Consider the following 26,737-nt stretch of genomic DNA (forward strand, 5'->3'; position numbering starts at 1 on the left):
TCGCTCGCACAGCCGCTATTAGCCTGAGCAGTTAAGCAGGTTAACTCATTGATTTGATGCAGCAACCAAGGCAGCTAACTTTTTCGAACTATTTCATTCGTAGCAATACCTGAGGTTATCCCTCCGATACAAAGGACAAAGGAGGAAAATCTTAACTTCAGGCATCAAATACTTTGGCTGACCCATTATCAATATTTTGCTTATCAGTAACAGTCTAAAACAATAAGATAAACAAATAACCCCTACTTTTAGCTATTACTTAGTTTGATTTCTAACTAGCACTTACAAACTCAACAGTCCTTCTACCCATTCTAAAACAAAGCGTGTGTTTTGGGTTTGTTCGCGCTGCTGATTAATTACTTTATCAACCCCCACCTACATGCGGTATTTTTAACCAAACCGTAACGGGGGTTTACAGCAACGGCTTAAAACGCGGGTGCTGTTACTGTACTTTATTAACTGATAAGGTGATTAAGCGAAGCAATAAAATTGCGTTTTAGTAACGATTTAAACAGGAGTCATTAATGGCAACTACACTGGCGTTTGATGTATACGGTACGCTTATAAACACTCATGGCGTGGTGTCGTTACTTGAAAATATGATTGGTGATAACGCGCACGCATTTTCAACTACCTGGCGTGAAAAGCAGCTTGAATACTCGTTTAGACGCGGCTTAATGCAAAACTACGTGCCGTTTTCTGTGTGTACTGAGCAGGCACTTAATTATGCGTGTTTACTGCACAAGGTAACTTTAAGCGATGAGCAAAAAGCACAGTTATTAGCACGTTATAAAACCCTCCCCGCATTTGATGATGTAAAAGCGGGGCTTGAGAGCTTAAAAGCACAAAACTATCGGTTGTTTGCGTTTTCTAATGGTGCGGCCAGTGCGGTAAATACCTTGCTCGAAACGGCGGGTATAAGTGAGCTTTTTGAAGGTGTGGTGAGCGCCGATGATATTAAAACCTTTAAACCCAACCCCGGTGTTTATAGTCATTTTTTACGTCAGGCAAATTCAACATGCGCTAATACCTGGTTGATATCGAGTAACCCGTTTGATGTTATTGGGGCGTTATCGCATGGTATGCGTGCTGCGTGGATACAGCGCTCAAGTGAGGCTATTTTTGATCCCTGGGAACTAACGCCTACAACAACGGCGTGCGATATACATGATTTAAAAACCAAGCTAGCCAGTAATAACCAATGATTTAGTTGGCAGGGGTTAAATTACACCAATGAAAGGCTAGGTTTGCGCTTACAAACCTAGCCGTTTTAGGGTCTGTTGATCTTTCAAGGTTAAATTTGCAGCAGTCTGTTTGGTATTTAGGCAAGGCAGAGCCTATGTGGTGTGGTTATTCCCCATAAATAGGCGATAACGCAGCATCAATGCCAAACAGGCGCTGCCCTTCGGGTTCTGCCTAGGGGCGATTTACTCTTTGTTGCTCGGTTTTTACTTAGCCCACTAGGTTACAAACCTCGCGCCGCGATTAAACCGCCCCTAGTTTGAACAAATTTTAATCCGCAAAGGTCAACAGACCCTAGTCTTTAATTGCAATGGCAATTTCTATTTCGTTACTGTTTTTATAATACTCAAAATCACTGGTGTAAGTACGTTCATAGCGGCAATCGTCTGAGCTGAAGTATTGCCAAATTTCGCCCCATAAATCGATTACTGCATCGGGCATTTCACCTTCACCTTTAAATACCAAATAACGCCCCGCTTGGGTGGTTACTTTTTTAGCTTCAGGGAGTTTAATTGATAAATTATCGCAGCAGGCAATTACGTCAAAATCGCCAGTGAGATCGCTTTCGTAATTAGTATACACACCATACACTTTGGTGTTTTGGGTAAGGCTGTTGGCAAACTTTTCACCAAATTTTTGCCAAAGTTCAGCTATATTTGCAGTGCCAGCGTTCATTTCATTGGCGTTGCAGGTTCTTACTTTTAAGCCGATTAAGGTCTGACTTGCTAATTGTTTTACTTCCATCATGACGTCCTTTAGCGTTAATACAAACACCAACGTAACAGAAAAACCGCCAATACTTTAAATTTTGTATTAAATATTTCATAAACAGTGATTATTGAGCTCAATTGCGTGTTTATTGCTCATGTTTAAATAGGTGCCAATCGCTAAACGTGGCTTTGCTACCGCTAAAATAATTGCTCAATTCCCCCTTTTTTAACTTTATTTTTGCATGTAATGCTTGTCGTTTAATAATATGGCTTATCGATTTTTGTTAAAAATATACGACAAGCTTATTAGCTCTAATTTAAAAAAAGTTGTTATCTAATCCTTTTTCATTATTGTAAATAGAAATCATTATCATTAAGATCCTTGCACCTAAAAAGTGTACTCAAGGAATGTTGATGTGTCTCAATCTCACGTGTTAAATATTAATACCATTGAAAAACAGGCTGTATTTGAACAAAGCGGCCTGCCCCCACAATTCAATTTAGAGCAGTTCATTAATTATCAAATAGCGTCTTTGCAAGGGTTGTCGGCGGTACAGCAAGCGATGGCTAAAGCCCAAAAGCCATTTTCAGGTGTGTCGGTAAATGCGTTAGCAAAAGTAGTAAACGATGTTGATTTATCAAAGCCTTTGGCTGACTTTCCGGCGGTGCTTGAAGAGCTAAAAGGCGTGTATTTAGATCATGCCGTGTATTTTCATCATCCTCGCTACATGGCGCATTTAAACTGCCCTGTAACCTATCCTGCTGTGGTGGCCGAACACATTATTGCTGCTATTAATACCTCGGTAGATACGTGGGATCAAAGTGCAGGTGCGACCTTAATTGAGCAAAAGCTGATTGATTGGACATGCCAAAAAGCAGCATTGCCAAGCACTGCCGATGGAGTATTTACTAGTGGCGGCACACAATCAAACTTAATGGCAATGTTAGTTGCTCGTGAAGTAGCAGTTAGCCGATATGCGCCAGAACATCAGGTAAAACTTCAGGGCTTACCAGCTGTTGCCTCGCGCTTTAAAATTTACTGCTCTGAGGTGGCGCATTTTAGTATTCAAAAAGCGGCGGCGTTATTGGGGCTCGGTTACAACGCTGTGGTGCCGGTGGCTACAAACAGCGAAATGCAAATGGATATGCATGCACTTAAAACCGCCATAGCAACAAGCAAAGCGCAAGGCGATTTACCCATTGCAGTGGTTATTACCGCAGGTACAACCGATTTTGGCTCAATCGATCCAATCCATAATATTGTCATGCTAGCTAAAGAAGAGCAGCTATGGTGCCACGTAGATGGCGCTTATGGCGGCGGTTTGTTGGTGAGCGAGCACCACCGAAATGCGCTTAATGGCATTGAGTTGGTTGATTCAATAACGATTGATTATCACAAATCATTTATGCAACCGGTTAGTTGTAGTGCCTTTTTATTAAGTGACAAACGCCATTTTAGCCACATTACTTTATATGCCGATTATTTAAACCCATTAGCAGAGGCTGGAAATGGCACGCCTAATTTGGTTGATAAAAGCCTACAAACCACCCGCCGTTTTGATGCCTTAAAGTTATGGCTAACACTGCGCACCACTGGAGAAGCACCGCTGGGTCGCGCGTTCGATAAAGTTATTGGCCTTGCGCGCCAAACGCATATTGTACTTAACGACCATCCCGACTTTGAAGTAGTAAATTACCCCGAGCTTAGTGCCTTGGTATTTAGATTTGCCCCTGATGATTTAAAACATGACCTTGATTTACTCGACTCTTTAAACCTGCATGTACGACAAACGTTTTTACAAACCGGTGAAGCCATGGTTGCCCGTACAAAAATAAATGGTCGTCATTACCTTAAATTTACATTGCTTAATGCGCAGTGCCAATTAACAGATGTACGCGCTGTTATTGAGAAAATTAGCCACATTGCATGGCAAACTTATAGGGAAATTGCATAATGGATAATCAACCTTACGATTTTATAGCTATTGGCCTTGGGCCATTTAACTTATCTTTAGCGTGTTTAAGTGAACCGCTCGAAGATGTAAAAAGCCTGTTTTTAGAGCAGCGCAGTGAATTTGATTGGCACCCAGGAATGATGCTTGAGGGCGTTACATTACAAACTCCGTTTATGTCGGATTTAGTAACCATGGCAGATCCAACCAGCCAGTATAGCTTTTTAAATTATGCCAAATTAAATAATCGTTTATACCCGTTTTATATTCGCGAAAGCTTTTTTTTATTGCGCCGTGAATACAACTTATATTGCCAATGGGTTTGCTCGCAGCTTTCAAATGTTAACTTTGAACAAACAGTCACTCACGTTGAATTTTGCCCGCAAAGTGAGTGTTATACCGTTAGCTGTAACACCCCTAATGGCATACAACATTATGTGACTCGCCATATTGTTTTGGGCACAGGGCCTGCACCGTATATTCCTGATTGCGCTGTGCAAAGTAACTCAAATAACGTAATGCACAGTAGCGATTTTTGTCATCGGCTTGATGAATTAAAAGCGGCTAAACGGGTTACCGTGGTAGGGGCTGGACAAAGTGCAGCAGAAATTTACCACACCTTATTGCAGCAAGCAGTACCGCAAGGCTTGCAGTTAGATTGGATAGCACGCTCACCGCGCTATTTTCCGCTTGAGTATACTAAACTCACCCTTGAAATGACCTCTCCTGAGTATGTAGATTACTTTTATAATTTAAAAACTGAGCAGCGAGATTGGCTCAATCAAAACCAAAAAAATCTATTTAAGGGCATTAATGGCGATTTAATTAACGACATTTTCGACACCCTCTACGCGCAAAGCCTTGATGGGCCAATTTCTACTACATTTAAAACTAACAGCAGGCTAACAGGTACTCAAAAAGTAGGTAAGCGTTTACTGACTGAGTTTTATCATCAGGAGCTTGAGCAGCCCTTTTCAATAGAAACCGACTTTTTAATTTGCGCCACGGGCTTTAAATATCAGCGCCCTGCTTTTTTAAATAATATTGCCCATCAACTACCCCAAGATGAGCAAGGTCGTTATTTAGTGAGCCGTGACTATGCGGTAGATACAGAGCAAAAACGTATTTTTGTACAAAATGCTGAGCAGCATACTCATGGTTTTGTAACTCCAGATTTAGGTATGGCTTGCTACCGTAATAGTATTATTTTACGTGAAATTTTAGGTTATTCGCCTTATCAGGTTGAGCAAAAAATTGCTTTTCAAAACTTTGATTTAAGTGATGTCACCCTATCAACACAACAGCAGAGTAGCGCCGCATGAGTCTTCGTTTAGCGCTAATTTTGCTGACGGTTATTTCGGTGGTATGCGATACCTTGCTGCTACCGTTTTATCCGCAATTTTTTGCTAGTGAATTTGCTATTAGTAACGCCACTCTAATCGGCCTCTTTGTGGCTAACTGTTGTATTACTGTAATGCTGGCTTTACCGCTATGGGCTAAGGTCGCTAAAAAATACAATGAATTGGCTTTGTGGTTAGTAACCCAAGTAGTAGCCGCTGGTTTTGGCCTGCTTTGCTACTTTGCGACCAATGTGTGGGAGTTTTGGGTTTACTACCAACTTATGTTGGTGCTCAAGGCAAGCTACCTACTTATATACCCATTTGCACTGCGATTAGAGCAACAAACTAAGCATTTATCTATTATTGGTTTGTTTTCTGTATTGATGCATTTTGGTGCGATTGGTGGTGCTTTAATTGGTGGTTACTTCTTTAGTTTAGCAGAGCCACGCTATGCGTTATTACTCAGTAGTGCCGGTGACCTAATCCAGGTTTTATTATGCGCCTACTTAATGTATTCATTAAAAACAGGTATTTATCAGCAAGTAATAGCGACTGAAAAACCGCGAGAACGTATTCCCTATTTTATTTGGCAATTTTGCTTTTTAAGTGTGGTGGTTTATTTTAGCGCGTTTTTAATTCGCCCTTTCTTTACTACTCATTGGCAAGCATTAAACGCACAAAGCAGCACCTTGCAAAGCGCTGTTGTATACGCCATTCCTGCTTTTTCAGCGCTTGTTATGCTGGTTTTTAACCATTTCAGGCAGCATCTACCACTGCCAACATTAAGCCGCACTAGCACTTTGTTATGTGCACTTATTTTAGGGGCGCTTGGGCTTTATTTACAAGCGCAGGCGTCGGTGGGGTTAGTGATTTTATCACGTGTTTTATATGGCTTTGCGCTATTTCAAGTGATGGTACTGCTAGAGGTAATGCTATTTGCTAAAAGTGAGCCTGCACATTACGGCAGCGACTTTGCCAAAGTGCACATTGCTCAAAATATCGGGGTTATTTTAGCGTCGTTACTAGTGGGTATGAGCGTAGAGCATCTTTCAACCACGGTTGTGTTTTACTTTGCTGCCATTGGCTTTGCAAGCCTTGCCTTTATTTTGCTTTGGCGGGTTAAGGCTGTTGCTCGAACTGCGCGTTCAGCGTCTTAGTTTTTAAGATTTATTGGAGTTTTTATGTATTTTTCATCTTTTGTAAGCACCCTACAGCATACCGGCAAAGTAACGATGCGGTTATTACAGCAAACAGATATGCCAACAATATGCGATTGGCTTAAGCAACCGTATGCGCACTTTTGGGGGATGCAGCAGCAAACCGAGCAACAAATAACTAAAGCGTATCAAGCTATTATTGATACGCCTCATCATCAGGCATACGTGATCGAGCAAAATAATAACCTATTGGCTTTAGTTGAGCTTTATAGCCCAGAGCACGAAAGCTTAATGAAAGCGGCGTACGAAGTTGAACCGAATGATGTGGGTATGCATATTTTATTAGCGCCTAACACGGCACCTAAGCACCATTTTAGTTTTGAAATGATGCAGTGCGTGCTGCAAAGTATTTTTGCTCAAAACAGCGCCGCTCGTGTTGTGGTTGAGCCTGACATTGCTAATAGTAAAATTCATACATTAAATAAGCGTTTGGGGTTTGTGCATACCCAGCAAATTCAACTGGGCGAAAAAGCCGCTTATTTAGGCTTTTGTAATAAAGCAGCCTTTGATAGGCACAGCCAACTATTTACTGATTCGTTAGCGCCTTTACAAACTGATTACGTGATACAGCCACATTGGCAATGGGCAAATCGGCATTTACAAGCTAAAGCACTCACCGAGCTTGTGCACGAGCGTTTATTGGCCGCAGAGACAACAAAGCAAGGCTTTAAAGTGAATGTTGAAGGCGGTTACTTTATTTTTAATGGCCGTGCTATGGCACTAAACCATATTGATATAGACGAGCCAAGCCTATGCTTTTACAACCTTAACGAAGAGCTGCAGCCGCTAGATGTGTTGCACTTTTTTAGTATGCAAGGGCCTGCGCTAGGTTTAACGGGTAAGCGCCTTGCCACCTACCTTGAAGAGCTAAATGCTACTTTAGCCAGTGCGTGCTTTAAACGCGAAAATAACACCTTAACAGCGGCGCAGTTAGCTAATTTAGGGCTGCAAAAAATAGAAGCTGCAATGAGTGAAGGTCACCCTGCGTTTGTGGCTAATAATGGCCGCATTGGTTTTAGTAAAGCTGACTTTTTACGTTATGCGCCAGAAGTAGGCAAACCGTTTAAAATACTGTGGTTAGCAGCGCATAAAGCGGTATGCGACTTTGCCCATAGTGAATACTTTGCCGATTACCCAAGCCATATAAGTGATGAGCTAGATTTAACCACCCGAGATGCGTTTAACAAAGCGCTAAAAGCTCAAAACCTTAACCCCGATGATTACTTACTCATTCCTGCTCACCCTTGGCAGTACCAACACAAATTGAGTGTGGTATTTGCAAATGAGTTGGCAAATCAGCGATTAGTGTATTTAGGTGAAGGTGACGATTTATATCAAGCGCAACAATCAATTCGGACCTTATATAATTGCTCGCACCCGCATAAGCCGTATTTAAAAGTGGCGTTGTCGATTTTAAATATGGGATTTATGCGTGGCCTATCGCGTGCTTACATGGCGGTGACTCCTGCCATTAACGATTGGGTATTTGAAAAGGTTAGCCAAGATCAACAACTCGCAGGCGCTAATTTTACAGCGCTTAGAGAATACGCCACCTTAGGTTATGCCCATCATACGTTTGAGCAACACGCCCTTGGGGATACACCCTATCGTAAAATGTTTGCCTGCTTATGGCGAGAAAACCCAAACCATAATTTAAATAGTGATGAACAACTGACCACTATGGCAGCGTTATTACACTTAGATAATAATGGCCAAAGTTTAGTGGGCGAATGGATAGCGCAAAGTGGTTTGAGCACGCAGCAGTGGTTACATGAGTACTTTAATGCCTATTTAATTCCGCTAGTACATTGCTTTTACGCGCATAAATTAGTGTTTATGCCCCACGGTGAAAACCTCATTTTAAAGCTTAAAAATTCGGTGCCAGTGGGCGCATATATGAAAGACATAGGTGAAGAGGTTGCCTTACTTAATAGCACTGAAGTATTGCCTGCAGGGGTTGAACGTATTCATGTTTCTATGCCTAAAGAGCTTGAGCTGTTAAGTATATTTACCGATGTATTTGACTGCTTCTTTAGATACTTAGTGGCAATTTTAGTGCGAGAAGAGCGTATTACAGAGCATGACTTTTGGCAGTGTGTTACGCAAAGTGTTAAAGCATATCAACATGCTAACCCTGCTTTAAATGAGCGATTTAAAGAGTATGACTTTTTTAGTGATGAGTTTGCTCACTCTTGTTTAAACCGCTTACAGCTGGGTAATAATGAGCAAATGGTTGATTTAACGGATCCGGCAGGTAGTTTGCAGTTTGCTGGTAACTTAAACAACCCCGTATCGGCAAAGCTGTATGGCTAAACCGATTACCCTTGCGCAGTTTTTATATTGCCATCAACCCGTACAACGAACTTTTAAACCGAGCTTATTATTAGTGCGCGCTTTAACAGTTCGTTGTAAGGCGCAGTACCCGACTGCGCCTAAGCAATTTATTAGTCGGCATTTGTATTTGCAGCTTTGTTGGCAAGCTATTTACGCTTATTGCTATTGGTTTGCTTGCAAGCAAAGTACGGCTGACCCCATTAACATGCCGTTAGCGGTAAATGGCGCTTATTGTCGTGGGTTTAACCTGAATAATGGCGTGTTAGTAAGTAAAGCTGAGCAAACCAAAGCGTTTACTCATTTTATAAGCCAAGTTGGTGAATGGGTAAATACCGACTACGCGCTGGGTAAAAAAGAACAAGCACGGTTATTACTCGATTCGTTAAGTAGTGCTATTGAGCGAGCTCATAGCTTAGCCCTTGCAACCACTTTACATATCAATAATTGCCATCGTCAGCTGCATACCCTTATTTGTGAGCACTTTAGCCTTGATGCGCCATTTACTGAAAACCCCCAGCGTTTAACCTGTTGCCGCTATTATTTAGCCGGTTATAGCAAATGCCAAACCTGCCCTAAAAAGGATATTAAAACCAATGAACCAACGTCTTAAAACGATTGATCTTGCGCGTGGTGCGAGCGTTTTCATTATGATTATTGTGCATACCTTATGGATGTATGCCACCACAGCGCTTCAAAGTGAAAGCGCATTTGGTACGGTTGTACATATACTTGGCAAAGGCACCGCCTCGTTTTTGGTGGCAATGGGGCTATCTATGGCGCTTTCGCGCAGGCAAACACCCTTGCTATTAATTAAGCGTGGTTTACAGCTTTTACTGCTTGCCTATTTAATGAATGCGGCCAAGTTTTGGCTACCTATTGAAGTATTTAATACCATGCCCGAGGCGTTTATAAATGCTTATGGCTGGCAAAGTCCGCTCAGTGCTGGGCAGTTACAATTTATGGTGTTAACAGGTGATATTTTACAACTGGCTGGAGTTAGCTTATTGCTGTTTGGTGTGCTTAATATTGCCCGTTGGAAAACAATATGGATTGCGGTTTTAGCCATTGCAATTGCAGTTATGAGCCAGTTTGTGAGGGGGCAACAATTTACGCTTTCACCTTATATTAGCGATTTGTTTTTTGCTAATAACTATCAAGTGTATTTTCCGGTATTTCCTTGGATAAGTGCGATATTAACGGGGTATGTACTTGGTCGTTTATACCTTAGTAATCAACAAAATGCCGATTACTTATATAAAGTATGTGCACAACTTGGTGCTGCTTTACTTGTTATTGGCGGCATATGGTTAGCCATTGATTTTAAAGGACAGTTTGGCAACTTTTTCCATTTAAATGGCGGCGGTATTAGCTATTTAGTTGGCTTAAATTTATGTGCCCTAGCGGCTATACAGTATATTTTTGCTGATAAATATAATGGTCCTATTACACGTGCTCTTTTATATGCCAGTAAACATGTAACCGCGCTATATGTTATTCAATGGGTACTTATTTGCTGGTTTATGGGGGCGCTTGGTTATCATACCCTTAGCCTTTGGCCGACACTTTGTATGATGGTACTAATGACTTTACTGACTTTTGCTGTGCATAAGGTTTATTTAAAAAGCAAACAGAGCTTCACAGACATTACGCAAAAAACTAAACGTACAGCTTAAGCTGTAAAGGGGCTTTACGGGCGCTGATTTGGGTGCCCTAGCCTGCTTTTATTGCGTTAATAACGCTATGCATACGCTTTGCTAATGGTCTATTTCGGTGATGACTCACATAAATATTTTCGCTAATTGGTTTGGTTAAATGATGCGTTTTAATAAGCGCAGGTTTATTAAAAGCACTTACTGCGTGTGCTGGTAAAACCGTAAAACCCAGCCCTAAACTTACCGGCTCCAGTATTAAACTTATTTGGTTAGAAAACCCCGTTTGCTTAATTTGATCAACATGTTCAAATTCTGGGAAATTTTCACTTAATAAAAGCTGTGCATGATGTTTTGCATCGGGGTGGCTAATAAAACCTAGTTGATTTAATGCGCTCCATGTTGGGTTTTCTATATGTGCGGGCGTTACTAATAATAGGCATTCTTTACCAATTTTGTGGCTGGTAACTTCACTAAGGGTAGGCGCTTGAGTTAAAAAGCCAATATCGGCACTATGATTGGCCACTGCTTGTTCAACACTGGTATTTGGAGCAAAGCGGTAATCTATAATTAGCTCCTTGTACTCTACTTGCAATGCTAATAGTTGATTGTAAAACTTTAGCCCGCAACTGCCTGGCGACTGTATTTTAACTAAACCGCTGTAAGGTGAATCATCTTTTAATTGCTGCTCTAAAAACTGCCATTCTTTGAGTAACTGACTACCCTGCTGATATAAATTTTGACCCTGAATAGTAAGCGTAAATTGTTTACCGTGACGCTCAAGCAAGGCGCAATCTAGTTGCTGCTCTAACTTTTTTATATGTTGGCTTACGCCTGACTGGGTCATATAAAGGCGCTCGGCGGTTTGGGTAAAATGATTTACATCAACTAAAGTACAAAACGTGTTTAACCATGTCGGATTTATCATTACAAAATATACTCAAAATGATGATTAATGATAATTTTACTTAATGTTGGTCAATTCGTAAACTAACTCCATCAACTAAACATAGTTAAGTAGGAGTATTTATTATGAGTCATACATATCCACGTAGTTTTTCGCACATTGGTATTTCAGTACCGGATGTTGAAAAAGCCGTAGAGTTTTACACTAAGGTGATGGGCTGGTACACCATAATGGAGCCGACAGTGATCACTGAAGATAACAGCCCCATTGGCGAAATGTGTACCGATGTATTTGGTCCAAATTGGGAAAAATTTAAAATAGCGCACCTTTCAACAGGCGATCGTATTGGTGTCGAAATTTTTGAATTTAAAGACCAAGAAAACCCTAAAGACAACTTTGAGTACTGGAAAACCGGTATCTTCCATTTCTGTGTACAAGACCCAGATGTAGAAGGCTTAGCAGATCGCATTGTTGCCGCAGGTGGTAAAAAACGTATGCCAGAGCCACGTTACTACTACCCTGGTGAAAAGCCGTACCGCATGATCTACATGGAAGACCCGTTTGGTAACATCCTTGAGATTTACAGCCACAGTTACGAGCTTATATATAGCGCAGGCGCATACTAAAAGCACATAGCTTAAAGTATTTAGTAAAAACAAAGCCGCAGTATTTATTACTGTGGTTTTGTGCCTAAAAAGAATACATTGCCTAGATATGTTAGTGCTGATAACGTGATAAAACAAAACTACTTATAACTCCATGTTTTAAATTAAGGACAATAATGAACATTTCATTGGAAGATATCACTTCTGCTAATTACGAAGAGGTATGCGATTTAGACGTTACCAAAGCGCAACAAGAATACGTAGCGTGTAATATGTGGTCGTTAGTTGAGGCGCACTACAATAGTGGACATACCTGTAAAGCTATTTACCAAAATAATAAGCCTGTAGGCTTTTTTATGTGGGTGCAAGAAACCCCTACAAAAGTTTCTATTTGGCGTTTTATGGTAGATGAACATCATCAAAATAAAGGTATTGGCCGCCAAGCATTATTAATGGCAATTGCAGAGATTAAAACGACTTCTAAGCTTGAACAAATCGAGATTTGTTATAACCCGCAAAACCCTGTTGCTAAGGATTTTTATTCTAGTTTTGGGTTTGAAGAAGTTGGCCTAGATGAAGACGAAGAAGATATGTTAGCCATTATTAATATAAAAAGTTAACCCAATTTTGTTTAGCGCGTTGCTTATTGCCATAAAGATTAGTGCTTAGTAAGGTGTGGAGGATGTTGCAGTGCTAATTTTTTTAGCTGTGTAATGCATGAAAGCGCTAAGTCATGATATTCATCATCGCTATACAATATCTCGTTTAGCAGATTAATAGATTGTATGAGTGCATTGTGCGCAGCACTTTGTTCGTCTAAAAAGTGAAGTGTGGAATAAAGGCGCTCTGTAAGTGAGGTAATTTGTATGATTTGCTGTTTATTCGCACAGTTATACATTTGAGCTAATAAGGACGCACTTTCAAGTGCACACCCCAAATACGGCAATGCTTGTGCAAATTGGTATCGTTTAAACAGCGCTTCGCCACTTAGCTGCGCATTTTGAATATCTATAATTGCTTGCTCTGGTTGACATAAAACATGTTGTTTGTGTCGAGCACATAAAAAAGGTAAGGCCATGGGACGTTCCATATCTGTATATTTTTTAAGACTGTAAAACAGAAATCTTAAAACATCAAATGATAATTGTTTTTATTTGCATTTATAGGTTTAAAGCAGTTTGTTGTGTATACTAACTTCATTGTTTTGATTCTTATTTTTATAAAAACCGATATGAAAAACCCATTTTTAGCACTTGTTTTACTCAGTGGATTATCAGGCTGCAGTACAAACACAGTATCAATATCTCAAAATTCATCCTTGTATAATTACGGGCTTTATAATGCAAATGGCCAGCGAGTTAATTCAATATTGTCAGAGTCCACGCTTTTGAATGCCGATGTTGTTTTAGTCGGTGAATGGCATACACACCCCGGTGTGCACTTATTTCAGGCTCAGCTATTTCAGCAATTAAGCACACAAAATAAGCCTATTGCCTTATCGCTTGAGCAATTTAGTCGCGCTGATCAGCAAACACTAAACCTTTATCTTGAGAGTAAAATAGGTGAACAATACCTAATTGATAATACTAAGGCTTGGCCTAATTATAAGAGCGATTATCGTGCGTTAGTGGAATTGGCGAAGATACAAAATAGCGATGTAATAGCTGCAAATGCGCCTAAGCATATTGTTACCTGTATTGGTCGCCAAGGTATTAATTATATTAATAAACCCGACCCACAACAGCGTAGTTTTATTGCAAAAGAGATAGATACTTCTCCAAGCCTTTATAAAGAACGCTTTATGCAATCCATGCATCATGGAACGGCGAGTAAAAACGAAAAACTTTACGCCGCGCAAGTTACTTGGGACGAAACCATGGCTGAGTCTATCGTTAACTATATTAGTCAAAATAAGGGCACGCAGGTTATACATTTAGCTGGTGACTTTCATGTGAGAAATGGTGAAGGCATAGCGCGGGTAATTAAGCGAATTGCCCCAGAGCTTAATGTTGTATGGGTTTCGCCAGTATCAAAGGTACAATCTGAGCAAAGTGGTTATCAATTAGAAGTTAACGCTTTGCCTGCTCGCTATGTGCAAAAAGCACATCAACAAGCTGCATTTAAAGCTTTAGCCAAACGAGGGGAGAAAACACAGTGCCAATAATAGGTTGGCACTGTGTTTGTGTAATACACTTTTTAATATTTACTTAAGCGTAAATGTGCTTTTCATCATGGCGTAATGGCCAGGAAAAGAGCAAAAGAAAGTGTAATCGGTTCCGGCGGTTAAGCCGCTGGTTTTAAAAGTAACGTCGGTTGTTTTACCGCCGCCAATAATGTCTGTAGCACCAATCACACGACTATCATTAGGCTTTATGTAGTGGTTGCTAAGCCCTGCAGCGTTGCCATCTGTGATAATACCTTGCATGTTTTAATCGTAGATAGCACCCAGTTATGACCCATTACATTGGCAGGTAATTTACCGGTGTGGCAAGGGCGTGTTGATCTTTGATGGTTGAATTTGCAGCAGTGTGTTTGGTTTTTAGGCAAGACAGAGCCTATGAAGTGTGGTTATTCCACATAAATAGGCGATAACGCAGCATAAATACCAAACATGCGCTGTCCTTCGGGTTCTGCCTAGGGGCGATAAACTCATTGTTGCTCGATTTTTACTTAGCCCACCAGGTTACAAATCTCGCGCCGCGACTTAATCGCCCCTAGATTGAACAAATTCCAATCCGCAAAGTTCAACACGCCCTATGCTTTACGGTCACTTGCTTACAGCTTTTAGGGGCGCTTAGTGTTTTAGTTGAAAACTGCATCATATCGTTTGCATCTATATTTAGTGTGCATTCGTCTGCATATGCAGCATTGGTACTCAGTAGCAGTGTAGTGCTTAGTAAGGCTATTAATTTTTTCATACTGTCTGTGCTAGTTGGTTTGAGCTGTTTCGAGCTTTATTTGTTAAGGCTACAAGTGCTTTTCGCACGGCTAATGGGCTATCGCACTCGTTCGCAAAATTAATAAAGTAATTACGCTTGTGGCTTTGTATATAAAAGCCTGTGGGTAGTAGGCCGCTCATTATTGGGGTGTTATCGGCTACGTTATAGTGCTGCATTAATATCAGCGACATAGCATCTTGATGATCTTCATTCATATGAGTGATCATGCTTTGCTGCTGGCTTTCATCCCACTTTTTAGGCTGAGCTTGCCACTCGTTTTGCTCAAGCCAAAATATTTTTCCAAAACCGCCAATATAACGCACCCGTACTGCATCTAATTGCCAAAGCTGAAAATCATGCGCATTGCGATAGCTTGCAGCCTCAGGGTACAAAGCTATATATTTATCAAGTAGCACTTCGCTTTGCTCTTTTGCCACAATAGAGCCATCACCTACGAGTGTTACTCGCCCATGTTCGTTTTGATCGCCATAATCGGCGGCATCAAAAATAGTCAGACTCATGCGTGAGTCCTGTTTTAAATTTTTGGTATGCTGAGCTATGTCACTAATAAAAAAGTAGATGCGACCTTGTTCGTCACACATATAAGGTGTAACAGAGCCAAACGGATAGCCGCGTAAATTATTTGAAATGGTCGACATTACGCCGGCATGGGTTTTAAAAACGAGCGTACGTGCGTCGTTTAATGCTTGCTCTCTCATGAAAACTCCTGACGTTGAGAAAAAACCATGGGCGCATCGTTATAAGGATGAGGGTTAACGTGCAATTTCATGGCGTACATTTGTTGTAAGTTTTGTGCTGTTAAAACGGTATTTATAGACCCGCTTTGCAGCACTTTTTGGTTGTGTAATAAAATAGCGTTGGTTGCATAAAGGCTTGCTAAATTAAGATCGTGTATAGCAATAATGGCGCTGTTTCCTTGCTCTACAAAGGTTCTAACACAGCTAAGTAAAGTATGTTGATGACGCATATCTAGCGCTGATGTTGGCTCATCGAGCAACATTAATTTAGGCCCCGTTTGCGCAGTAAAAGCATCTAACTGTGCTAATGTGCGCGCCATATGAACACGCTGTTGTTCGCCGCCCGAAAGCGCACTCATTCGACGTGTTAGGTAATGGGTTAAATCCATAAGTGAGGCATATTTTTGAACTTTATTGGCTTGTGTTTTAAGAGACTCTGTATAGGGATAGCGACCCATAGCAATGAGTTCAACTACACTAAAATCAAAGCCAACATGGTTACTTTGCATCATTACAGCGCGCTTGCTAGCTAATTGCTCTTTAGAAAATGAATGCAAAGGTTTGGTATTAAATAGTATATCTCCCTCAAAGGGATGCATGCCTGCCAAAGTATGCAGTAAGGTCGATTTACCTGCGCCATTTTCGCCTATCAGTGCGACAAGTTGTCCTGCTTAGATATTGCCGCTAATACCCTCTAAAACACGATGGGTGTTAAAGCCTATATTGAGGTTGTTAAACGTGATCATGACCAATCTCGCTTATTTTTAATGATCAAATATATAAATAGTGGAGCCCCAAGTAACGCCGTTATAATGCCTATCGGCAGCTCCGCAGGCATAACAACCAAGCGTGCTAACCAATCTGAAAGTAGCAACACTATGACACCTAAAAGCATACAAAGTGGCAGCATATTTCGTAAATGAGGCCCAACCATTAGGCGTGCAATATGAGGGACAACTAAACCAACAAAGCCAATTAAACCTGTTAGCGCAACCACCGCACCTACGCCCAATGCCACTAATATAATGACGTATAATTTAAGCTTGCTGGTATCGACGCCTAAGTATTGAGCTTGTGATTCACCGATAAGAAGTAGATTCATTGGCTCTTTTAATCGCCATAGCCCGATAAGGCTCAGTAAAAGCAAAGGACTCGCCTGTTTTATATTATCCCAGCTCGCACCGCCTAATGAGCCCATGGTCCAATAGTTAATTAACCGCAGTGCGCTGTCATCGGCATAAAAACTTAATAATCCAATAACAGCGAATGCCAATGCATTAATGGCGGCACCGACTAATATAAGCGTATTTATATTAATTTGTTTTTGTTGTTTTGAGACTAAATATACCAGCGACGTTACTGAGAGTGCGCCCAAAAATGAGGCATAAGGTAAGTAGTGTTGGGCGTTAAAATTAAATTGTGCACTAAGGGCGATAAAAGCAACCGCGACCATTGCAGCGCCTGCGCTTATACCAATAATAGAGGGATCAGCAAGCGGGTTACGACATAGCGCTTGGGTTGCAGCCCCTGTTTGTGCAAGTACTAACCCTACCATCACTGCAAGGACAAAACGAGGCAGGCGTATTTGTGTAACCACATTGATTTGTAGCGCATCAAATTGACTAAAATGTTCAGGAGCTAGCCATGCAATAGCTAAACGCCAATCCCATCCTGCGGCTCCATAGCCTATGCTAAGTAATGCTAAAGCAAAAATGCAGCCATAACTTAATAGCATCCACTTATGCGGGTTACTCAGTGTTATGGCGTTAAAACGATTCAAAGTTAACGTGCTCATAAGCGTGTTTTATACTCATGCAATGCTTGAATCGCAGTTGCAATACGCGGCGACATGCCCAGTGAAAGTAAGCTGTCCATGACCAGTAACTGACACTCTTGCGCTGCTTTTAATAAACGAAGTGTAGGTTGTTTACAAAAGGCTTGTTTCCCACCAAGGCTTTGCACAACATGCGCTGGCGCCACTAAAAAATCGGGCTGACTTACAGCCAGTACTTCACTGTTAATTGCTTTAAAGCCTGTATGCGTAGCAGCTATATTGGTAATGCCCGCATAATTAAACAGCAAGTTGGGCACCGTTTCTTGTCCTGCTGCGACGAGCCCACGCTCATTAGCTGAAAGTAAAAACAAAGCGTTGTGAGTCTGTGTTTTTGCTTTAGTAGGTAACGATTTTTTTATTTTAGTAATTAGGTTTTGAGCTTTTAGGTTTGCATCTAAATCACTACCAAGGCGCTTAATTAGCTCAAGTAGTTCATTTACAGAAGTCGGTTTTTTATAGTGAATAACCTTCACTCCGGTCGCTTCTATTTGCTTGAGCGCCTGCTCTCTTCCTGCACCTTCAAGTGCAAGTAACGTAGTTGGGCGCATTGAAAGCACTCCCTCAGCGGCTAGGTCTCGATAGTAACCTACCTGTGGCAACTGTGTTGCTTGTTGCGGATACATACTTGATTGGTCAACCGCGACTAAACTATTTTGTTTTTCTAGTGCGTAGATTATTTCAGTTAATGTGCCGCCAGCACTGATCACACGCTCTTTCGCGAGTGCTGATTGAGTGGCTAAAGCCAGAAAAAAAATTAGGTACTTCATAACAAACTCCGATTTTATTTTTTAGTATTATAACTACTTTAATCTAAATGATAATGATTATCATAATCAATTGATCTTATTTCGGGTTGGTTGTACCATTTGAAAGTAAATAATAACTATTATCATTTGGAGTGGAGATGAATCCCTTTTCTTTTAAATTTACAGCATTAGCCTCTTTGTTAATTAGCTCTGGTAGCGCACTGGCCGAAAATGTTATTGACGATCATATTGTGGTTAGTGGCTCTCGTTTTGAACAAAAGCTTGAAGATGTGACTGGCTCAGTAACGGTTATTACCGAACAAGATATTGAGCGTCAGCTCGCTGTAGATTTACAAACTATGTTTAAATACGATCCAAGTATCTCAAGTACTGGCAGTGGCGCAGGCGCGCAAACATTAACTGTACGGGGTGTTGGTGGCAACAGAGTTGTTTTTATTAAAGATGGAAGACGCACAAACGATGGCTACGCTGGCGGCGGCGGTTATTTAGTGGGTCGAAACTACTTTGATGTTGCGGGTGTTAAACAAGTTGAAGTTGCAAAAGGGGCGGCATCATCGCTATATGGTTCTGATGCACTAGGGGGAATTGTAGTAATAACAACTAAAGACCCGAGTGATTATTTAGTGGATCAACAAAGCTTGGTAAAAGTAGCGTTAGGCTACCAAGGCCAAAGTAATCAGGTTGCTGCTGATATTACAGCAGCAAAAGATTTAGGTGACTTTGCTATTAGCGCTGTTTATAGCCATCGCGATAGTGAAGAAGTACAAAACTACGTTGAAGATTTACCAGGTTACGATGCCCGCTCGGACGCTTTGCTGCTTAAAGTTGAGCAAAAACTTGATGAAAAACGCACCCTTAAATACACCTTAGATTACTTTAATCAAACGACAGAACAAGTAATCACTCCATCCATTCAAGAAACCGAAGACGAAGACACAAATATCTCATTTGCACTCGATTATGATTCAGATATGGCAACAGCTATATTTGATAAATGGTATGGGCAACTATCTTATAGTCGATACGAGCAACAAAGTGACCAAATAAGCGCAGCTAGAAATTACATCGATTATAATGACTACGGGTTTGAGCAAGATATTTTAGGCTTAAAAGCGGTATTTAGTAAGGAAGTTAAAGGAGAAAATACCGAGCATGAATTTGTCTATGGAATCGATATTGATTTATATGATACTACTCGACCACGCTTAAAAACCCGTGTATTAAATGATGGTACTGTTGATTTTACGAATGAAAAACAAAAAGCATTTCCTGGCGCCGATACTTCTTTAGTTGGTGTATATATGCAAGACAGTATTAAATTTAATGAGACTGATTGGTCGTTAGTTGCGGGTATTCGTTACGATTATTATGCACTTGAAGCAAAAAAAGATGCGCTATACGCTGACATCGAGCTTGATGATATTACCGAGTCTGCGTTTTCACCAAAGCTGGGTGTGATTTATCAGGTAGACGATAATTTATCTTGGTATGGGCAATATGTTCGAGGCTTTAAAATACCGCCACATGACCAAGCTTATCAAAGCCATGGTGTTGAGCCATTTTATCAAATATTACCAAATGCAGATTTAGACCCTGAAAGCAGTGACTCATTCGAGATCGGATTAAGATACGCAAGTAGCGATATTAGTGTAAATCTAAGTACTTTTTATGCTGCCTATGATGACTTTATCGAAACAACAATCGCGGGTGTTGAACCAACTTATATTCCTAATGTAAATAAAACATTTTACCAATATCAAAATATTAGCGAAACCCAGATCAGCGGTGTAGAAGCTGGTATTGCTATGTATGTTACCGACGATATTTTATTAGAAGCCAATGTTGCTTACGTAGATGGTGAAAACAAAGATTCTGACCAGCCACTCACTAGTATTAGCCCGTTAAATGGTTCTATATTAGTAAGCACTGAGTTTGGCAATGTTAATTGGACCGCTGCTTGGCGTTTAGCTAAGGCGCAGTCTGATGTAGTACTTGATACTAATGGTAATAAAACAACACAAGGTAACGGTTATGGTGTTGTTGATTTATATGCAAATTATCAGTGGCAAGCATGGCAAATGAATGTAGGTTTACTTAACCTACTCGATAAAGAGTACGTACCGTTTGAACTTATTGCTGGTCAATCCAAAGGTACTGATTTTAGCCAATATAGCCAACCAGGACGTAATGTTTCGGCTCGGATAAGCTATCAGTTTTAATTAATATTAAAAGTTGTATATATACCAATCGGCATAAATATCTGAATAATTTAACGGATTGAATTTTTTTATGTTTAAGCTGATTGGTATATAAAGCACTAGAAAACACTGCGTATTGCACCATAGTGTAAAGGGGGTTTACGTCTCTATAATTTTTGTACTGCTCATATATTTCAATAGCACTATGCATACATTTTCAAAAGAGTGCGTTTAAATCAATATTGGTTTACTAAAGGCACTTATGGCATGCGTATTCAACACGAGAAACCTAAGCTAATTATAAAAAGGAGGTATCAGCTCGAACAGGTTACATCACTCATACCAAAAGTATGCGTTAAACCATCAGAATTTTTATCAATTACTATCAGATTATTCTTTTCAATGTAAAACGTGTATTCGCGCATCCAATTGAGTTTAGCAATTCGCTTTAGCTCATAACGGCCAAATGCTAGCGGGCAATTTAAATACGCATAATGATAGGCTTTCCCCATTGCCCCAGGGTCTGCGGTATAAATATAAATAGTACGATCAGTAAACGTGTTTTGTTTGTGAATATAATCAGGCGTTGATAATGAAGAACCATTGACTAAAATCCCTAAACACAAAAAAGGAATTTGTATTACACCGACTAATGTAAGAATGATATAGAACAACCACTGGGCTATTTTATTTTTAATTATGCTTTTAATTTTTTTAGGTTTGGTGAAAAGCAGTATTAAACCCGTAATTACCAACACTAATTTTATATAAAGTAGATTATGGCTTAATGTATCCATAAGCCGTGGTGAGTGCCAATTTAACCCCCATAGCGCTCCCCCGTGCATGCTTTCTAGGAATGGTAACAATAAACATGCAGAAATAAGAAAAATAATTAACGAGCTATTATTGCTGCTTGTATCCATTTATTTTTGTCCTTTAAATCTAACCGGAGTCGCTGTATTTTAGTGTGATATTTATAACATGTTTTATAATACAGCGTACCTAAAATGTCATAATGCAGACAGCTATTTTATGATATGAAAGTGACTGTAAAGGGGGTTAACAGCGGCTATGTATTATACAAAAAAATAAAAAAGCGCCTTAACCACTACATTAAGACGCTTTGGATGAAAAACTATAAATAACTAGACGTTAAAATAGCTAATCGGGACTATGAAATTGTTAGAATTGATAGGCCAATGACATCTTAAATTGAGTAGGCGCACCGGGGTAAACCCATAATGCGTTGTAGCTACTTTGAGCATATTCTTCATCAAAAATATTGTTAACACTGATATTTAACTTGGTGCGCTCGGTTAAGTTTACCTGCCCAAAAATACCAACTAGTTGATAACTCGGTAAGTTAAATGTTAAATCGGCGGCATCGCCTAATCGTTCACTGGTGTACTGATAACTAGCCCCTAGCTCAAGCTCTTTACCAAGCAAGGCTGTTTGATGGCTAAGCGTTAGGTTTAAGTTATTTTTAGGCACATTGACTAATGGGCTGCCTTTTTTTATTGGCACGCCCCAATCAGCATTTATTATGTCGTTTGCCGTACTGGCATCTATATAAGCGTAAGATAAATTAAACTTTGTATCATCAGTAATGTAAGTACTTAAATCGAGTTCAACACCTTTACTGTTTGCTTTACCAATAGGCGCTGAAAAACCAACGTTTACAGGGTCGGCTACTAACATATTACTTTTAGTGGCATCAAATAATGCTAGGGTTCCCGTTATGCCTTGGTAGCTAAATTTAGCGCCTACTTCAAATGAGTCACTGTATTCAAAGCCAAATGGGTCGCCACTTGCATCTGTGCCACTTAATGGTAAAAAGCCTTCAGAGTAACTGCTGTATAAGGTTACAGCGTTGTTTAGCTCGTATAATAAGCCTATTCGCGGGCTTACCTGGCTCTGTGAGCTACTTGAAAGCACAGCACTTTTGGTTTCTAAAATGTCTTGATCTACGCTATCGAACCTAAGGCCAACTAATAGCTTAAATTTATCAGTCAGATCCATTTGATCTTGAACGTATATACCATAAGCATCTTGTTGTTCGTTGTTTTCGTAGAGTAAACCTACTTCAGGACGCGCAACGTTATAATTAGGTTGATAAATATCAATTGTGTAGGTGCCGTTACCGCCGCGATAACGATAAAGTCCAGTGCGTAAGTCGTATTTGTATGCATCGGCTCCCATTAATAAATGATGGGTAATGCCTGCGGTATCAAAATGCCCGCTTAGCTCAAATTTAAGGCTGGTATCATCAACTTCATAATCGCGGTAGCGCTGTTGGCGGGTAAGTGTGCGGCCATCATCGAATAATGATTGGCGCGAGGGTGCAAGTTCAGCATCAGACGAAAACCCAGTTAGTGTAGAGCTGCGGTAGTTTGCGCCTACAACGAGTGACCATTCATTGTTTATATCATGATTTAAAGTCACTTGGTGACCACGAGAATATACTTGCGTGTCACCATCGTTTGGATTGCCTAAATAGCGCGAGTTAGGGACAGTATTAAAATTATCATTAAGTACAACAACCCCACGGTCAAATAGCTGGGCTAAATCAACGTATTCAAATTCATAAGTGATGCTGGTTGAAGCGTTTATTTGATGATAAATCGATGGTGTAACCACCTTTTTATGGGTGTACACCTCATCGCGGTAGCTGTCGCTATCTTGCCATGCGCCATTTATTCTAAATGCAGTGTTATCGTTAATGCCGTTTGTATAGTCACCTTCAACGCGATTAAAATTATCACTACCTAAGCTGAGCTTTAGCTCACCCTGTTGCTCAAACTGAGGTTTTTTGGTCACGATATTAACTGTACCGCCGGGCTCTGAGCGGCCATAAAGTGCGGAGCCTGGGCCTTTTAATACTTCAATGTACTCAATGTTTGATACATCACGAGGGCCGCTGAATCCGCGCCCACCGCTAAAACCATTAATTAAGTAACCCGATGGCATGTTTTCGTTACCCGATAATCCACGAATCGAAAAGCTATCCCATAATGCGCCACTGTTATTTTTACGTGAAATACTGGCAGAAAAGTCCAGCGCATCTTGTAATTGAGTTATTCCTTTTTGATCAAGTACCGCGTTATCGAGGGTTTCGATTGATTGTGGCATTTGCTTTTGAGGAATATCGCCTCGGTAAGCTTGTTTATATGTAACCGCAATTTTCTCTATTGGTTGACTTTGGGCAAGGCTTTGTGCGCTTGCACTTAAGCAGGCTAAGTAAATTAATGAGTACTTCATAAAATGCTTTTTAGTAACGTTATATTATAACCAAAACTATAACATGTGTTACTTTATAACAAAATGTTTTTTTGCGCTCTATGTGTGCGTCTAATTTTTACACTAGCGACTATGCAGCTATCACGTTAAGATGGATAAAAATAACACAATAAGAACAATATAATGTTAACAAAAACAAATGCATTAATTTACTTTTTAGCGTTTAGTAGTGGCTTTAGTATTATGGGAATAGAGCTATTAGGTGGGCGAATTTTAGCGCCTTACTTTGGCAGTAGTGTGCATATCTGGGGCAGTATTATTACGGTATTTATGCTTAGCTTATCATTTGGGTATTTACTGGGGGGTAAGCTGTCTATTCGTCATCCTTCGTTGACCAAATATGGGTTAATCTTTTTAGTTGCCAGTATTATGGTACTACCCATTGCTTTGTTTGCTGAGCCAATTATGGCATTTATTTTTTCGCATATTGAAGACAGTCGCTATGGCTCGTTACTCGCCTCAACCGCGTTATTTTTTATACCCACCATTATTTTAGGCATGATCTCGCCCTACTCCGTACGTTTACTGGTCACAAATAGTGAGCGCAGCGGCCAAGTAGCAGGTGGCCTTTATTTTGTAAGTACCTTAGGCAGCGCACTGGGCACCATTATTACCTCTTTTTATATGGTACTGGCGTTTGATGTTAACGCGATTATTTTAGGTTTTGCTGGTGTATTGGGCACGCTTGGGCTAATTGCTATTACCTTTGACAAACTTAAAGTACGAGAGGCCGTTTATGCTTAAGTTTAAATCCCTGTTTGTTTGTATTACGGCGCTACTGCTTTCATCATACAGTGCAGCTAATGTTGTGCATAAAGAGCGCTCCTTGTATCGAAATCTACTCGTTGAAGAAACTGGCGATTTACGCTGTTTAAAGTTTGATGAAAAAACCCGACAAAGCAGCCAAAGTTGCATGTACATTAGCGACCCTAAAAAACTCGTGTTTAACTACACTAAGCTGGCTTTTTCTAGTTTGTTACTGATTGATAACCCTAAAAATGTGCTCATTATTGGTTTAGGTGGTGGAACGCTTTCTAATATGATTCACGAGCTATACCCGAGTGCGCATATTGAAAATGTAGAAATAGATCCTGCGGTAATTAAAGTGGCGCGCGATTATTTTAACTTTATAGAAACCGATAACGTAACTGCTAAAGTGCAAGATGGGCGTATTTTTATTAAACGTGCGGCGCTTAAAAAACAGCAATTTGATTGGATTATTTTAGATGCGTTTAATGGCGATTACATTCCTGAGCACTTACTCACAAAAGAGTTTTTTGAAGAGATAAAAAGCGTATTAGCCGAAGGCGGAATTGTGGCTGCTAACACGTTTTCATCAAGTAAACTCTATGAGCATGAGTCGGCAACCTATCATGCGGTATTTGGCGATTTTATTAATGTAACAGCCAATAATAATAGTAATCGTATTATTTTAGCTGGTTATAGCAATATCCCTACAGAGCAACAAATAGCGCAGCGGGTGACGCAGCTAGCTCCGTTACTTGCCCCTTATGACGTAGATATAAAGGCAATTAGCCAGCGTATGTTTTTCACCAAAGATGGTAAAGATTGGCCAAGTGATACTAAGGTGCTAACCGATCAATACTCTCCAGCAAATTTACTTAACTTTTAGTAGCTGTTATATGGTCACTTATATCCGGTGGCCATTACTTATTAAAAAGATAATATTTTAAGGAAGCGATAATGCACATTCACTTTATTATTCATGAACATTTTGAAGCGCCAGGCGCTTATGAAACCTGGGCTAAAATGAATGGTCATACGCTGTCTTATACCCGTATTTATTTAGCTGGAAACTTACCGCAACATGCTGATGATATAGACTTTTTAATCGTAATGGGTGGGCCACAATCGCCCGCTACATCGCTTGCAGAATGCGCTTATTTTGATAGCAAAAAAGAACAAGCCTTTATTGCCAGCATGATCACGGCAAACAAAGTAGTGTTGGGCGTTTGTTTGGGGTCGCAATTAATTGGTGAAGCGTTAGGCGCGGCTTATCAACCTAGTCCAGAAAAGGAAATTGGTAAGTTTGCTATTACCCTCACTGATGCAGGTTTGAATCATCCGTTATTTAGCCATTTTGGCAGTGAGCTTAATGTGGGGCATTGGCATAACGATATGCCAGGGCTGACTACTACAGCCAGTATTATTGCCTATAGCGAAGGTTGTCCAAGGCAAATAGTCGCTTATAGCGATTTAGTATTTGGTTTTCAATGCCACATGGAACTGACCACCGAGGTGGTTACCCTCCTCATTGCCAACGATGATTTAAGCAATGCCCAAAACCATCGCTTTGTAGAAAATCCCGAAAAGCTCTTAAGTCAGGACTATAGTGAAATGAACAATAAGCTTTATACTTTCTTAGATAAGCTTGCCGTACACTATTTATCTAAATAATACTTATTTACGTGAAGTTAAAATACCAAACATTTACTTAGCCTGCTAACTAATGCTAAAATTTGCTGGATATTCACAAGCAAGAGTTCCTATGAGCAGCACTATTCCTTTTCATGAAACACTCGATTTAACCTTATGCGGCAATATGGGTCGAGTGCACCGCTTATGTCGAGAAGCGGTGACAGTGGCGGTTGAACCCTTAGGTTTAACTCAGTCGCGCTGGACGGCAATGATTCACTTACATCATTTACCTTTAGGGGCAACACAGCAAGCGTTGGCGACCAGTTTAGGGATTGAAATGCCCTCATTAACGCGCACCATTAAGCAATTAGAGCAGCAAAATCTGGTTATTCGACAAGTTGATGAACACGATAAACGTAGTAAAAAATTGTACTTTACCGATGAGGGTATAAAGTTATTAGAACACTTAAAAGAGCTAACAAGCGATATTAAACAGCGTTTATATGCCGGTTTAAGTACTGAGCAACTTGATGGTATGGCGCACAGTTTAGTGCAAATGGAAGAAAACGCGCGGCGTTGTATTGCAAGCTTATCTGGAGATAAATAAGT

25 protein-coding genes and 1 pseudogene are annotated in these 26,737 nt (G+C 40.3%); 15 read left to right on the forward strand and 11 right to left on the reverse strand.

The window, feature by feature from the left end:
• Nucleotides 1–524: 524 nt before the first annotated feature.
• Entirely contained in the window at nucleotides 525–1,205 is a 681-nt protein-coding gene (locus PTET_RS15915; RefSeq protein ID WP_096038941.1) for a haloacid dehalogenase type II, read from the forward strand.
• Between the two features lie 331 nt (nucleotides 1,206–1,536).
• On the opposite strand, the gene PTET_RS15920 is transcribed toward PTET_RS15915, so the two are convergent.
• Nucleotides 1,537–1,986, reverse strand: coding sequence for a GyrI-like domain-containing protein (locus PTET_RS15920; RefSeq protein WP_096038942.1), 450 nt, complete (start codon nucleotides 1,984–1,986; stop codon nucleotides 1,537–1,539).
• Between the two features lie 382 nt (nucleotides 1,987–2,368).
• Between PTET_RS15920 and PTET_RS15925 the strand changes: the two genes are divergently transcribed.
• Genes PTET_RS15925 through PTET_RS15950 form a run of 6 tightly spaced genes read left to right on the forward strand, consistent with a single transcriptional unit; the run spans nucleotide 2,369 to nucleotide 10,468 of the window.
• Nucleotides 2,369–3,907 (forward strand): pyridoxal phosphate-dependent decarboxylase family protein, encoded by a 1,539-nt coding sequence (locus tag PTET_RS15925; RefSeq protein ID WP_096038943.1) that lies wholly within the window; start codon nucleotides 2,369–2,371, stop codon nucleotides 3,905–3,907.
• Nucleotides 3,907–5,226 (forward strand): lysine N(6)-hydroxylase/L-ornithine N(5)-oxygenase family protein, encoded by a 1,320-nt coding sequence (locus tag PTET_RS15930; RefSeq protein ID WP_096038944.1) that lies wholly within the window; start codon nucleotides 3,907–3,909, stop codon nucleotides 5,224–5,226. The genes PTET_RS15925 and PTET_RS15930 overlap by 1 nt, the downstream gene beginning before the upstream one ends.
• Nucleotides 5,223–6,401, forward strand: a complete 1,179-nt coding sequence (locus PTET_RS15935; RefSeq protein ID WP_096038945.1) for an MFS transporter — start codon at nucleotides 5,223–5,225, stop codon at nucleotides 6,399–6,401. Before PTET_RS15930 ends, PTET_RS15935 begins: the two co-directional genes overlap by 4 nt.
• Before the next feature lie 24 nt (nucleotides 6,402–6,425).
• Nucleotides 6,426–8,774 carry a GNAT family N-acetyltransferase gene (locus PTET_RS15940; RefSeq protein ID WP_096038946.1) on the forward strand — a complete coding sequence of 783 codons (2,349 nt, stop codon included), beginning with the start codon at nucleotides 6,426–6,428 and terminating at the stop codon, nucleotides 8,772–8,774.
• Nucleotides 8,767–9,405 (forward strand): hypothetical protein, encoded by a 639-nt coding sequence (locus PTET_RS15945; RefSeq protein ID WP_024602452.1) that lies wholly within the window; start codon nucleotides 8,767–8,769, stop codon nucleotides 9,403–9,405. The genes PTET_RS15940 and PTET_RS15945 overlap by 8 nt, the downstream gene beginning before the upstream one ends.
• On the forward strand, nucleotides 9,389–10,468 hold the full coding sequence (locus PTET_RS15950) for a heparan-alpha-glucosaminide N-acetyltransferase domain-containing protein (RefSeq protein WP_036955546.1): 1,080 nt from the start codon (nucleotides 9,389–9,391) through the stop codon (nucleotides 10,466–10,468). The genes PTET_RS15945 and PTET_RS15950 overlap by 17 nt, the downstream gene beginning before the upstream one ends.
• A gap of 37 nt (nucleotides 10,469–10,505) precedes the next feature.
• Here the strand turns inward: PTET_RS15950 and PTET_RS15955 are convergent, their stop codons facing one another.
• On the reverse strand, nucleotides 10,506–11,372 hold the full coding sequence (locus PTET_RS15955; RefSeq protein WP_096038947.1) for a LysR family transcriptional regulator: 867 nt from the start codon (nucleotides 11,370–11,372) through the stop codon (nucleotides 10,506–10,508).
• 104 nt (nucleotides 11,373–11,476) lie between these two features.
• Between PTET_RS15955 and PTET_RS15960 the strand changes: the two genes are divergently transcribed.
• The gene (locus PTET_RS15960) at nucleotides 11,477–11,977 is read left to right on the forward strand and encodes a lactoylglutathione lyase family protein (RefSeq protein WP_008130525.1); all 501 of its coding nucleotides are present in this window, start codon (nucleotides 11,477–11,479) and stop codon (nucleotides 11,975–11,977) included.
• Between the two features lie 155 nt (nucleotides 11,978–12,132).
• Nucleotides 12,133–12,576, forward strand: coding sequence for a GNAT family N-acetyltransferase (locus PTET_RS15965; protein ID WP_024602449.1), 444 nt, complete (start codon nucleotides 12,133–12,135; stop codon nucleotides 12,574–12,576).
• Between the two features lie 38 nt (nucleotides 12,577–12,614).
• Here the strand turns inward: PTET_RS15965 and PTET_RS15970 are convergent, their stop codons facing one another.
• On the reverse strand, nucleotides 12,615–13,034 hold the full coding sequence (locus PTET_RS15970; RefSeq protein WP_010388755.1) for a hypothetical protein: 420 nt from the start codon (nucleotides 13,032–13,034) through the stop codon (nucleotides 12,615–12,617).
• A 153-nt stretch (nucleotides 13,035–13,187) separates the two neighbouring features.
• On the opposite strand from PTET_RS15970, the gene PTET_RS15975 reads away from it, so the two are divergent.
• Nucleotides 13,188–14,120: a ChaN family lipoprotein gene (locus PTET_RS15975; RefSeq protein WP_167378575.1), complete on the forward strand. Its 933-nt coding sequence runs from the start codon at nucleotides 13,188–13,190 to the stop codon at nucleotides 14,118–14,120.
• Between the two features lie 39 nt (nucleotides 14,121–14,159).
• Here the strand turns inward: PTET_RS15975 and PTET_RS15980 are convergent, their stop codons facing one another.
• From PTET_RS15980 to PTET_RS16010, 6 genes and pseudogenes are all read right to left on the reverse strand, one after another.
• Nucleotides 14,160–14,381: a plastocyanin/azurin family copper-binding protein gene (locus PTET_RS15980; RefSeq protein ID WP_051385875.1), complete on the reverse strand. Its 222-nt coding sequence runs from the start codon at nucleotides 14,379–14,381 to the stop codon at nucleotides 14,160–14,162.
• 319 nt (nucleotides 14,382–14,700) lie between these two features.
• A complete protein-coding gene (locus PTET_RS15990) occupies nucleotides 14,701–14,874 on the reverse strand; it encodes a cupredoxin domain-containing protein (RefSeq protein ID WP_235190268.1) in 174 nt (57 codons plus the stop codon).
• Nucleotides 14,871–15,614, reverse strand: coding sequence for a HugZ family pyridoxamine 5'-phosphate oxidase (locus PTET_RS15995; protein ID WP_024602447.1), 744 nt, complete (start codon nucleotides 15,612–15,614; stop codon nucleotides 14,871–14,873). Before PTET_RS15995 ends, PTET_RS15990 begins: the two co-directional genes overlap by 4 nt.
• Nucleotides 15,611–16,312, reverse strand: a pseudogene (locus PTET_RS16000) (ATP-binding cassette domain-containing protein); the annotation flags it as partial. The pseudogene PTET_RS16000 and the gene PTET_RS15995, both read right to left, overlap by 4 nt.
• 83 nt (nucleotides 16,313–16,395) lie before the next feature.
• Complete coding sequence (locus tag PTET_RS16005) at nucleotides 16,396–17,448, reverse strand: FecCD family ABC transporter permease (RefSeq protein WP_096038949.1); 1,053 nt, start codon at nucleotides 17,446–17,448, stop codon at nucleotides 16,396–16,398.
• Entirely contained in the window at nucleotides 17,445–18,254 is an 810-nt protein-coding gene (locus tag PTET_RS16010) for a heme/hemin ABC transporter substrate-binding protein (RefSeq protein ID WP_024602444.1), read from the reverse strand. The genes PTET_RS16005 and PTET_RS16010 overlap by 4 nt, the downstream gene beginning before the upstream one ends.
• A gap of 137 nt (nucleotides 18,255–18,391) precedes the next feature.
• On the opposite strand from PTET_RS16010, the gene PTET_RS16015 reads away from it, so the two are divergent.
• Entirely contained in the window at nucleotides 18,392–20,473 is a 2,082-nt protein-coding gene (locus tag PTET_RS16015) for a TonB-dependent hemoglobin/transferrin/lactoferrin family receptor (RefSeq protein ID WP_024602443.1), read from the forward strand.
• A gap of 293 nt (nucleotides 20,474–20,766) precedes the next feature.
• On the opposite strand, the gene PTET_RS16020 is transcribed toward PTET_RS16015, so the two are convergent.
• Together PTET_RS16020 and PTET_RS16025 are read right to left on the reverse strand one after the other, a co-directional pair.
• Nucleotides 20,767–21,375 (reverse strand): hypothetical protein, encoded by a 609-nt coding sequence (locus PTET_RS16020; protein WP_024602442.1) that lies wholly within the window; start codon nucleotides 21,373–21,375, stop codon nucleotides 20,767–20,769.
• A gap of 259 nt (nucleotides 21,376–21,634) precedes the next feature.
• Nucleotides 21,635–23,710, reverse strand: a complete 2,076-nt coding sequence (locus tag PTET_RS16025) for a TonB-dependent siderophore receptor (protein WP_024602441.1) — start codon at nucleotides 23,708–23,710, stop codon at nucleotides 21,635–21,637.
• Nucleotides 23,711–23,872: 162 nt separating this feature from the next.
• On the opposite strand from PTET_RS16025, the gene PTET_RS16030 reads away from it, so the two are divergent.
• The 4 genes from PTET_RS16030 (at nucleotide 23,873) to PTET_RS16045 (ending at nucleotide 26,735) form a co-directional block, all read left to right on the forward strand.
• Entirely contained in the window at nucleotides 23,873–24,493 is a 621-nt protein-coding gene (locus tag PTET_RS16030; RefSeq protein ID WP_024602440.1) for a fused MFS/spermidine synthase, read from the forward strand.
• Complete coding sequence (locus tag PTET_RS16035; protein ID WP_024602439.1) at nucleotides 24,486–25,382, forward strand: spermidine synthase; 897 nt, start codon at nucleotides 24,486–24,488, stop codon at nucleotides 25,380–25,382. The genes PTET_RS16030 and PTET_RS16035 overlap by 8 nt, the downstream gene beginning before the upstream one ends.
• 71 nt (nucleotides 25,383–25,453) lie before the next feature.
• A complete protein-coding gene (locus PTET_RS16040; RefSeq protein ID WP_024602438.1) occupies nucleotides 25,454–26,167 on the forward strand; it encodes a type 1 glutamine amidotransferase in 714 nt (237 codons plus the stop codon).
• A 91-nt stretch (nucleotides 26,168–26,258) separates the two neighbouring features.
• The gene (locus PTET_RS16045) at nucleotides 26,259–26,735 is read left to right on the forward strand and encodes a MarR family winged helix-turn-helix transcriptional regulator (protein ID WP_024602437.1); all 477 of its coding nucleotides are present in this window, start codon (nucleotides 26,259–26,261) and stop codon (nucleotides 26,733–26,735) included.
• Nucleotides 26,736–26,737 lie beyond the last annotated feature (2 nt).

Origin of the sequence: Pseudoalteromonas tetraodonis (genome assembly GCF_002310835.1) — a bacterium.
GTDB lineage: Bacteria > Pseudomonadota > Gammaproteobacteria > Enterobacterales > Alteromonadaceae > Pseudoalteromonas > Pseudoalteromonas tetraodonis.

What these genes read in the sequence shown, in the direction of transcription:
- PTET_RS15940 (WP_096038946.1), top strand. Translation starts at nt 6,426, where the DNA reads ATGTATTTTTCATCTTTTGTAAGCACCCTACAGCATACCGGCAAAGTA.
- PTET_RS16045 (WP_024602437.1), top strand. Translation starts at nt 26,259, where the DNA reads ATGAGCAGCACTATTCCTTTTCATGAAACACTCGATTTAACCTTATGC.
- PTET_RS16020 (WP_024602442.1), bottom strand. Translation starts at nt 21,375, where the DNA reads ATGGATACAAGCAGCAATAATAGCTCGTTAATTATTTTTCTTATTTCT.
- PTET_RS15965 (WP_024602449.1), top strand. Translation starts at nt 12,133, where the DNA reads ATGAACATTTCATTGGAAGATATCACTTCTGCTAATTACGAAGAGGTA.
- PTET_RS15935 (WP_096038945.1), top strand. Translation starts at nt 5,223, where the DNA reads ATGAGTCTTCGTTTAGCGCTAATTTTGCTGACGGTTATTTCGGTGGTA.
- PTET_RS15970 (WP_010388755.1), bottom strand. Translation starts at nt 13,034, where the DNA reads ATGGCCTTACCTTTTTTATGTGCTCGACACAAACAACATGTTTTATGT.
- PTET_RS15995 (WP_024602447.1), bottom strand. Translation starts at nt 15,614, where the DNA reads ATGAGAGAGCAAGCATTAAACGACGCACGTACGCTCGTTTTTAAAACC.
- PTET_RS16005 (WP_096038949.1), bottom strand. Translation starts at nt 17,448, where the DNA reads ATGAGCACGTTAACTTTGAATCGTTTTAACGCCATAACACTGAGTAAC.
- PTET_RS16035 (WP_024602439.1), top strand. Translation starts at nt 24,486, where the DNA reads ATGCTTAAGTTTAAATCCCTGTTTGTTTGTATTACGGCGCTACTGCTT.
- PTET_RS15950 (WP_036955546.1), top strand. Translation starts at nt 9,389, where the DNA reads ATGAACCAACGTCTTAAAACGATTGATCTTGCGCGTGGTGCGAGCGTT.
- PTET_RS15945 (WP_024602452.1), top strand. Translation starts at nt 8,767, where the DNA reads ATGGCTAAACCGATTACCCTTGCGCAGTTTTTATATTGCCATCAACCC.
- PTET_RS15990 (WP_235190268.1), bottom strand. Translation starts at nt 14,874, where the DNA reads ATGAAAAAATTAATAGCCTTACTAAGCACTACACTGCTACTGAGTACC.
- PTET_RS15960 (WP_008130525.1), top strand. Translation starts at nt 11,477, where the DNA reads ATGAGTCATACATATCCACGTAGTTTTTCGCACATTGGTATTTCAGTA.
- PTET_RS15930 (WP_096038944.1), top strand. Translation starts at nt 3,907, where the DNA reads ATGGATAATCAACCTTACGATTTTATAGCTATTGGCCTTGGGCCATTT.
- PTET_RS15915 (WP_096038941.1), top strand. Translation starts at nt 525, where the DNA reads ATGGCAACTACACTGGCGTTTGATGTATACGGTACGCTTATAAACACT.
- PTET_RS16015 (WP_024602443.1), top strand. Translation starts at nt 18,392, where the DNA reads ATGAATCCCTTTTCTTTTAAATTTACAGCATTAGCCTCTTTGTTAATT.
- PTET_RS15955 (WP_096038947.1), bottom strand. Translation starts at nt 11,372, where the DNA reads ATGATAAATCCGACATGGTTAAACACGTTTTGTACTTTAGTTGATGTA.
- PTET_RS15975 (WP_167378575.1), top strand. Translation starts at nt 13,188, where the DNA reads ATGAAAAACCCATTTTTAGCACTTGTTTTACTCAGTGGATTATCAGGC.
- PTET_RS15980 (WP_051385875.1), bottom strand. Translation starts at nt 14,381, where the DNA reads ATGCAAGGTATTATCACAGATGGCAACGCTGCAGGGCTTAGCAACCAC.
- PTET_RS16010 (WP_024602444.1), bottom strand. Translation starts at nt 18,254, where the DNA reads ATGAAGTACCTAATTTTTTTTCTGGCTTTAGCCACTCAATCAGCACTC.
- PTET_RS16040 (WP_024602438.1), top strand. Translation starts at nt 25,454, where the DNA reads ATGCACATTCACTTTATTATTCATGAACATTTTGAAGCGCCAGGCGCT.
- PTET_RS16030 (WP_024602440.1), top strand. Translation starts at nt 23,873, where the DNA reads ATGTTAACAAAAACAAATGCATTAATTTACTTTTTAGCGTTTAGTAGT.
- PTET_RS15920 (WP_096038942.1), bottom strand. Translation starts at nt 1,986, where the DNA reads ATGGAAGTAAAACAATTAGCAAGTCAGACCTTAATCGGCTTAAAAGTA.
- PTET_RS16025 (WP_024602441.1), bottom strand. Translation starts at nt 23,710, where the DNA reads ATGAAGTACTCATTAATTTACTTAGCCTGCTTAAGTGCAAGCGCACAA.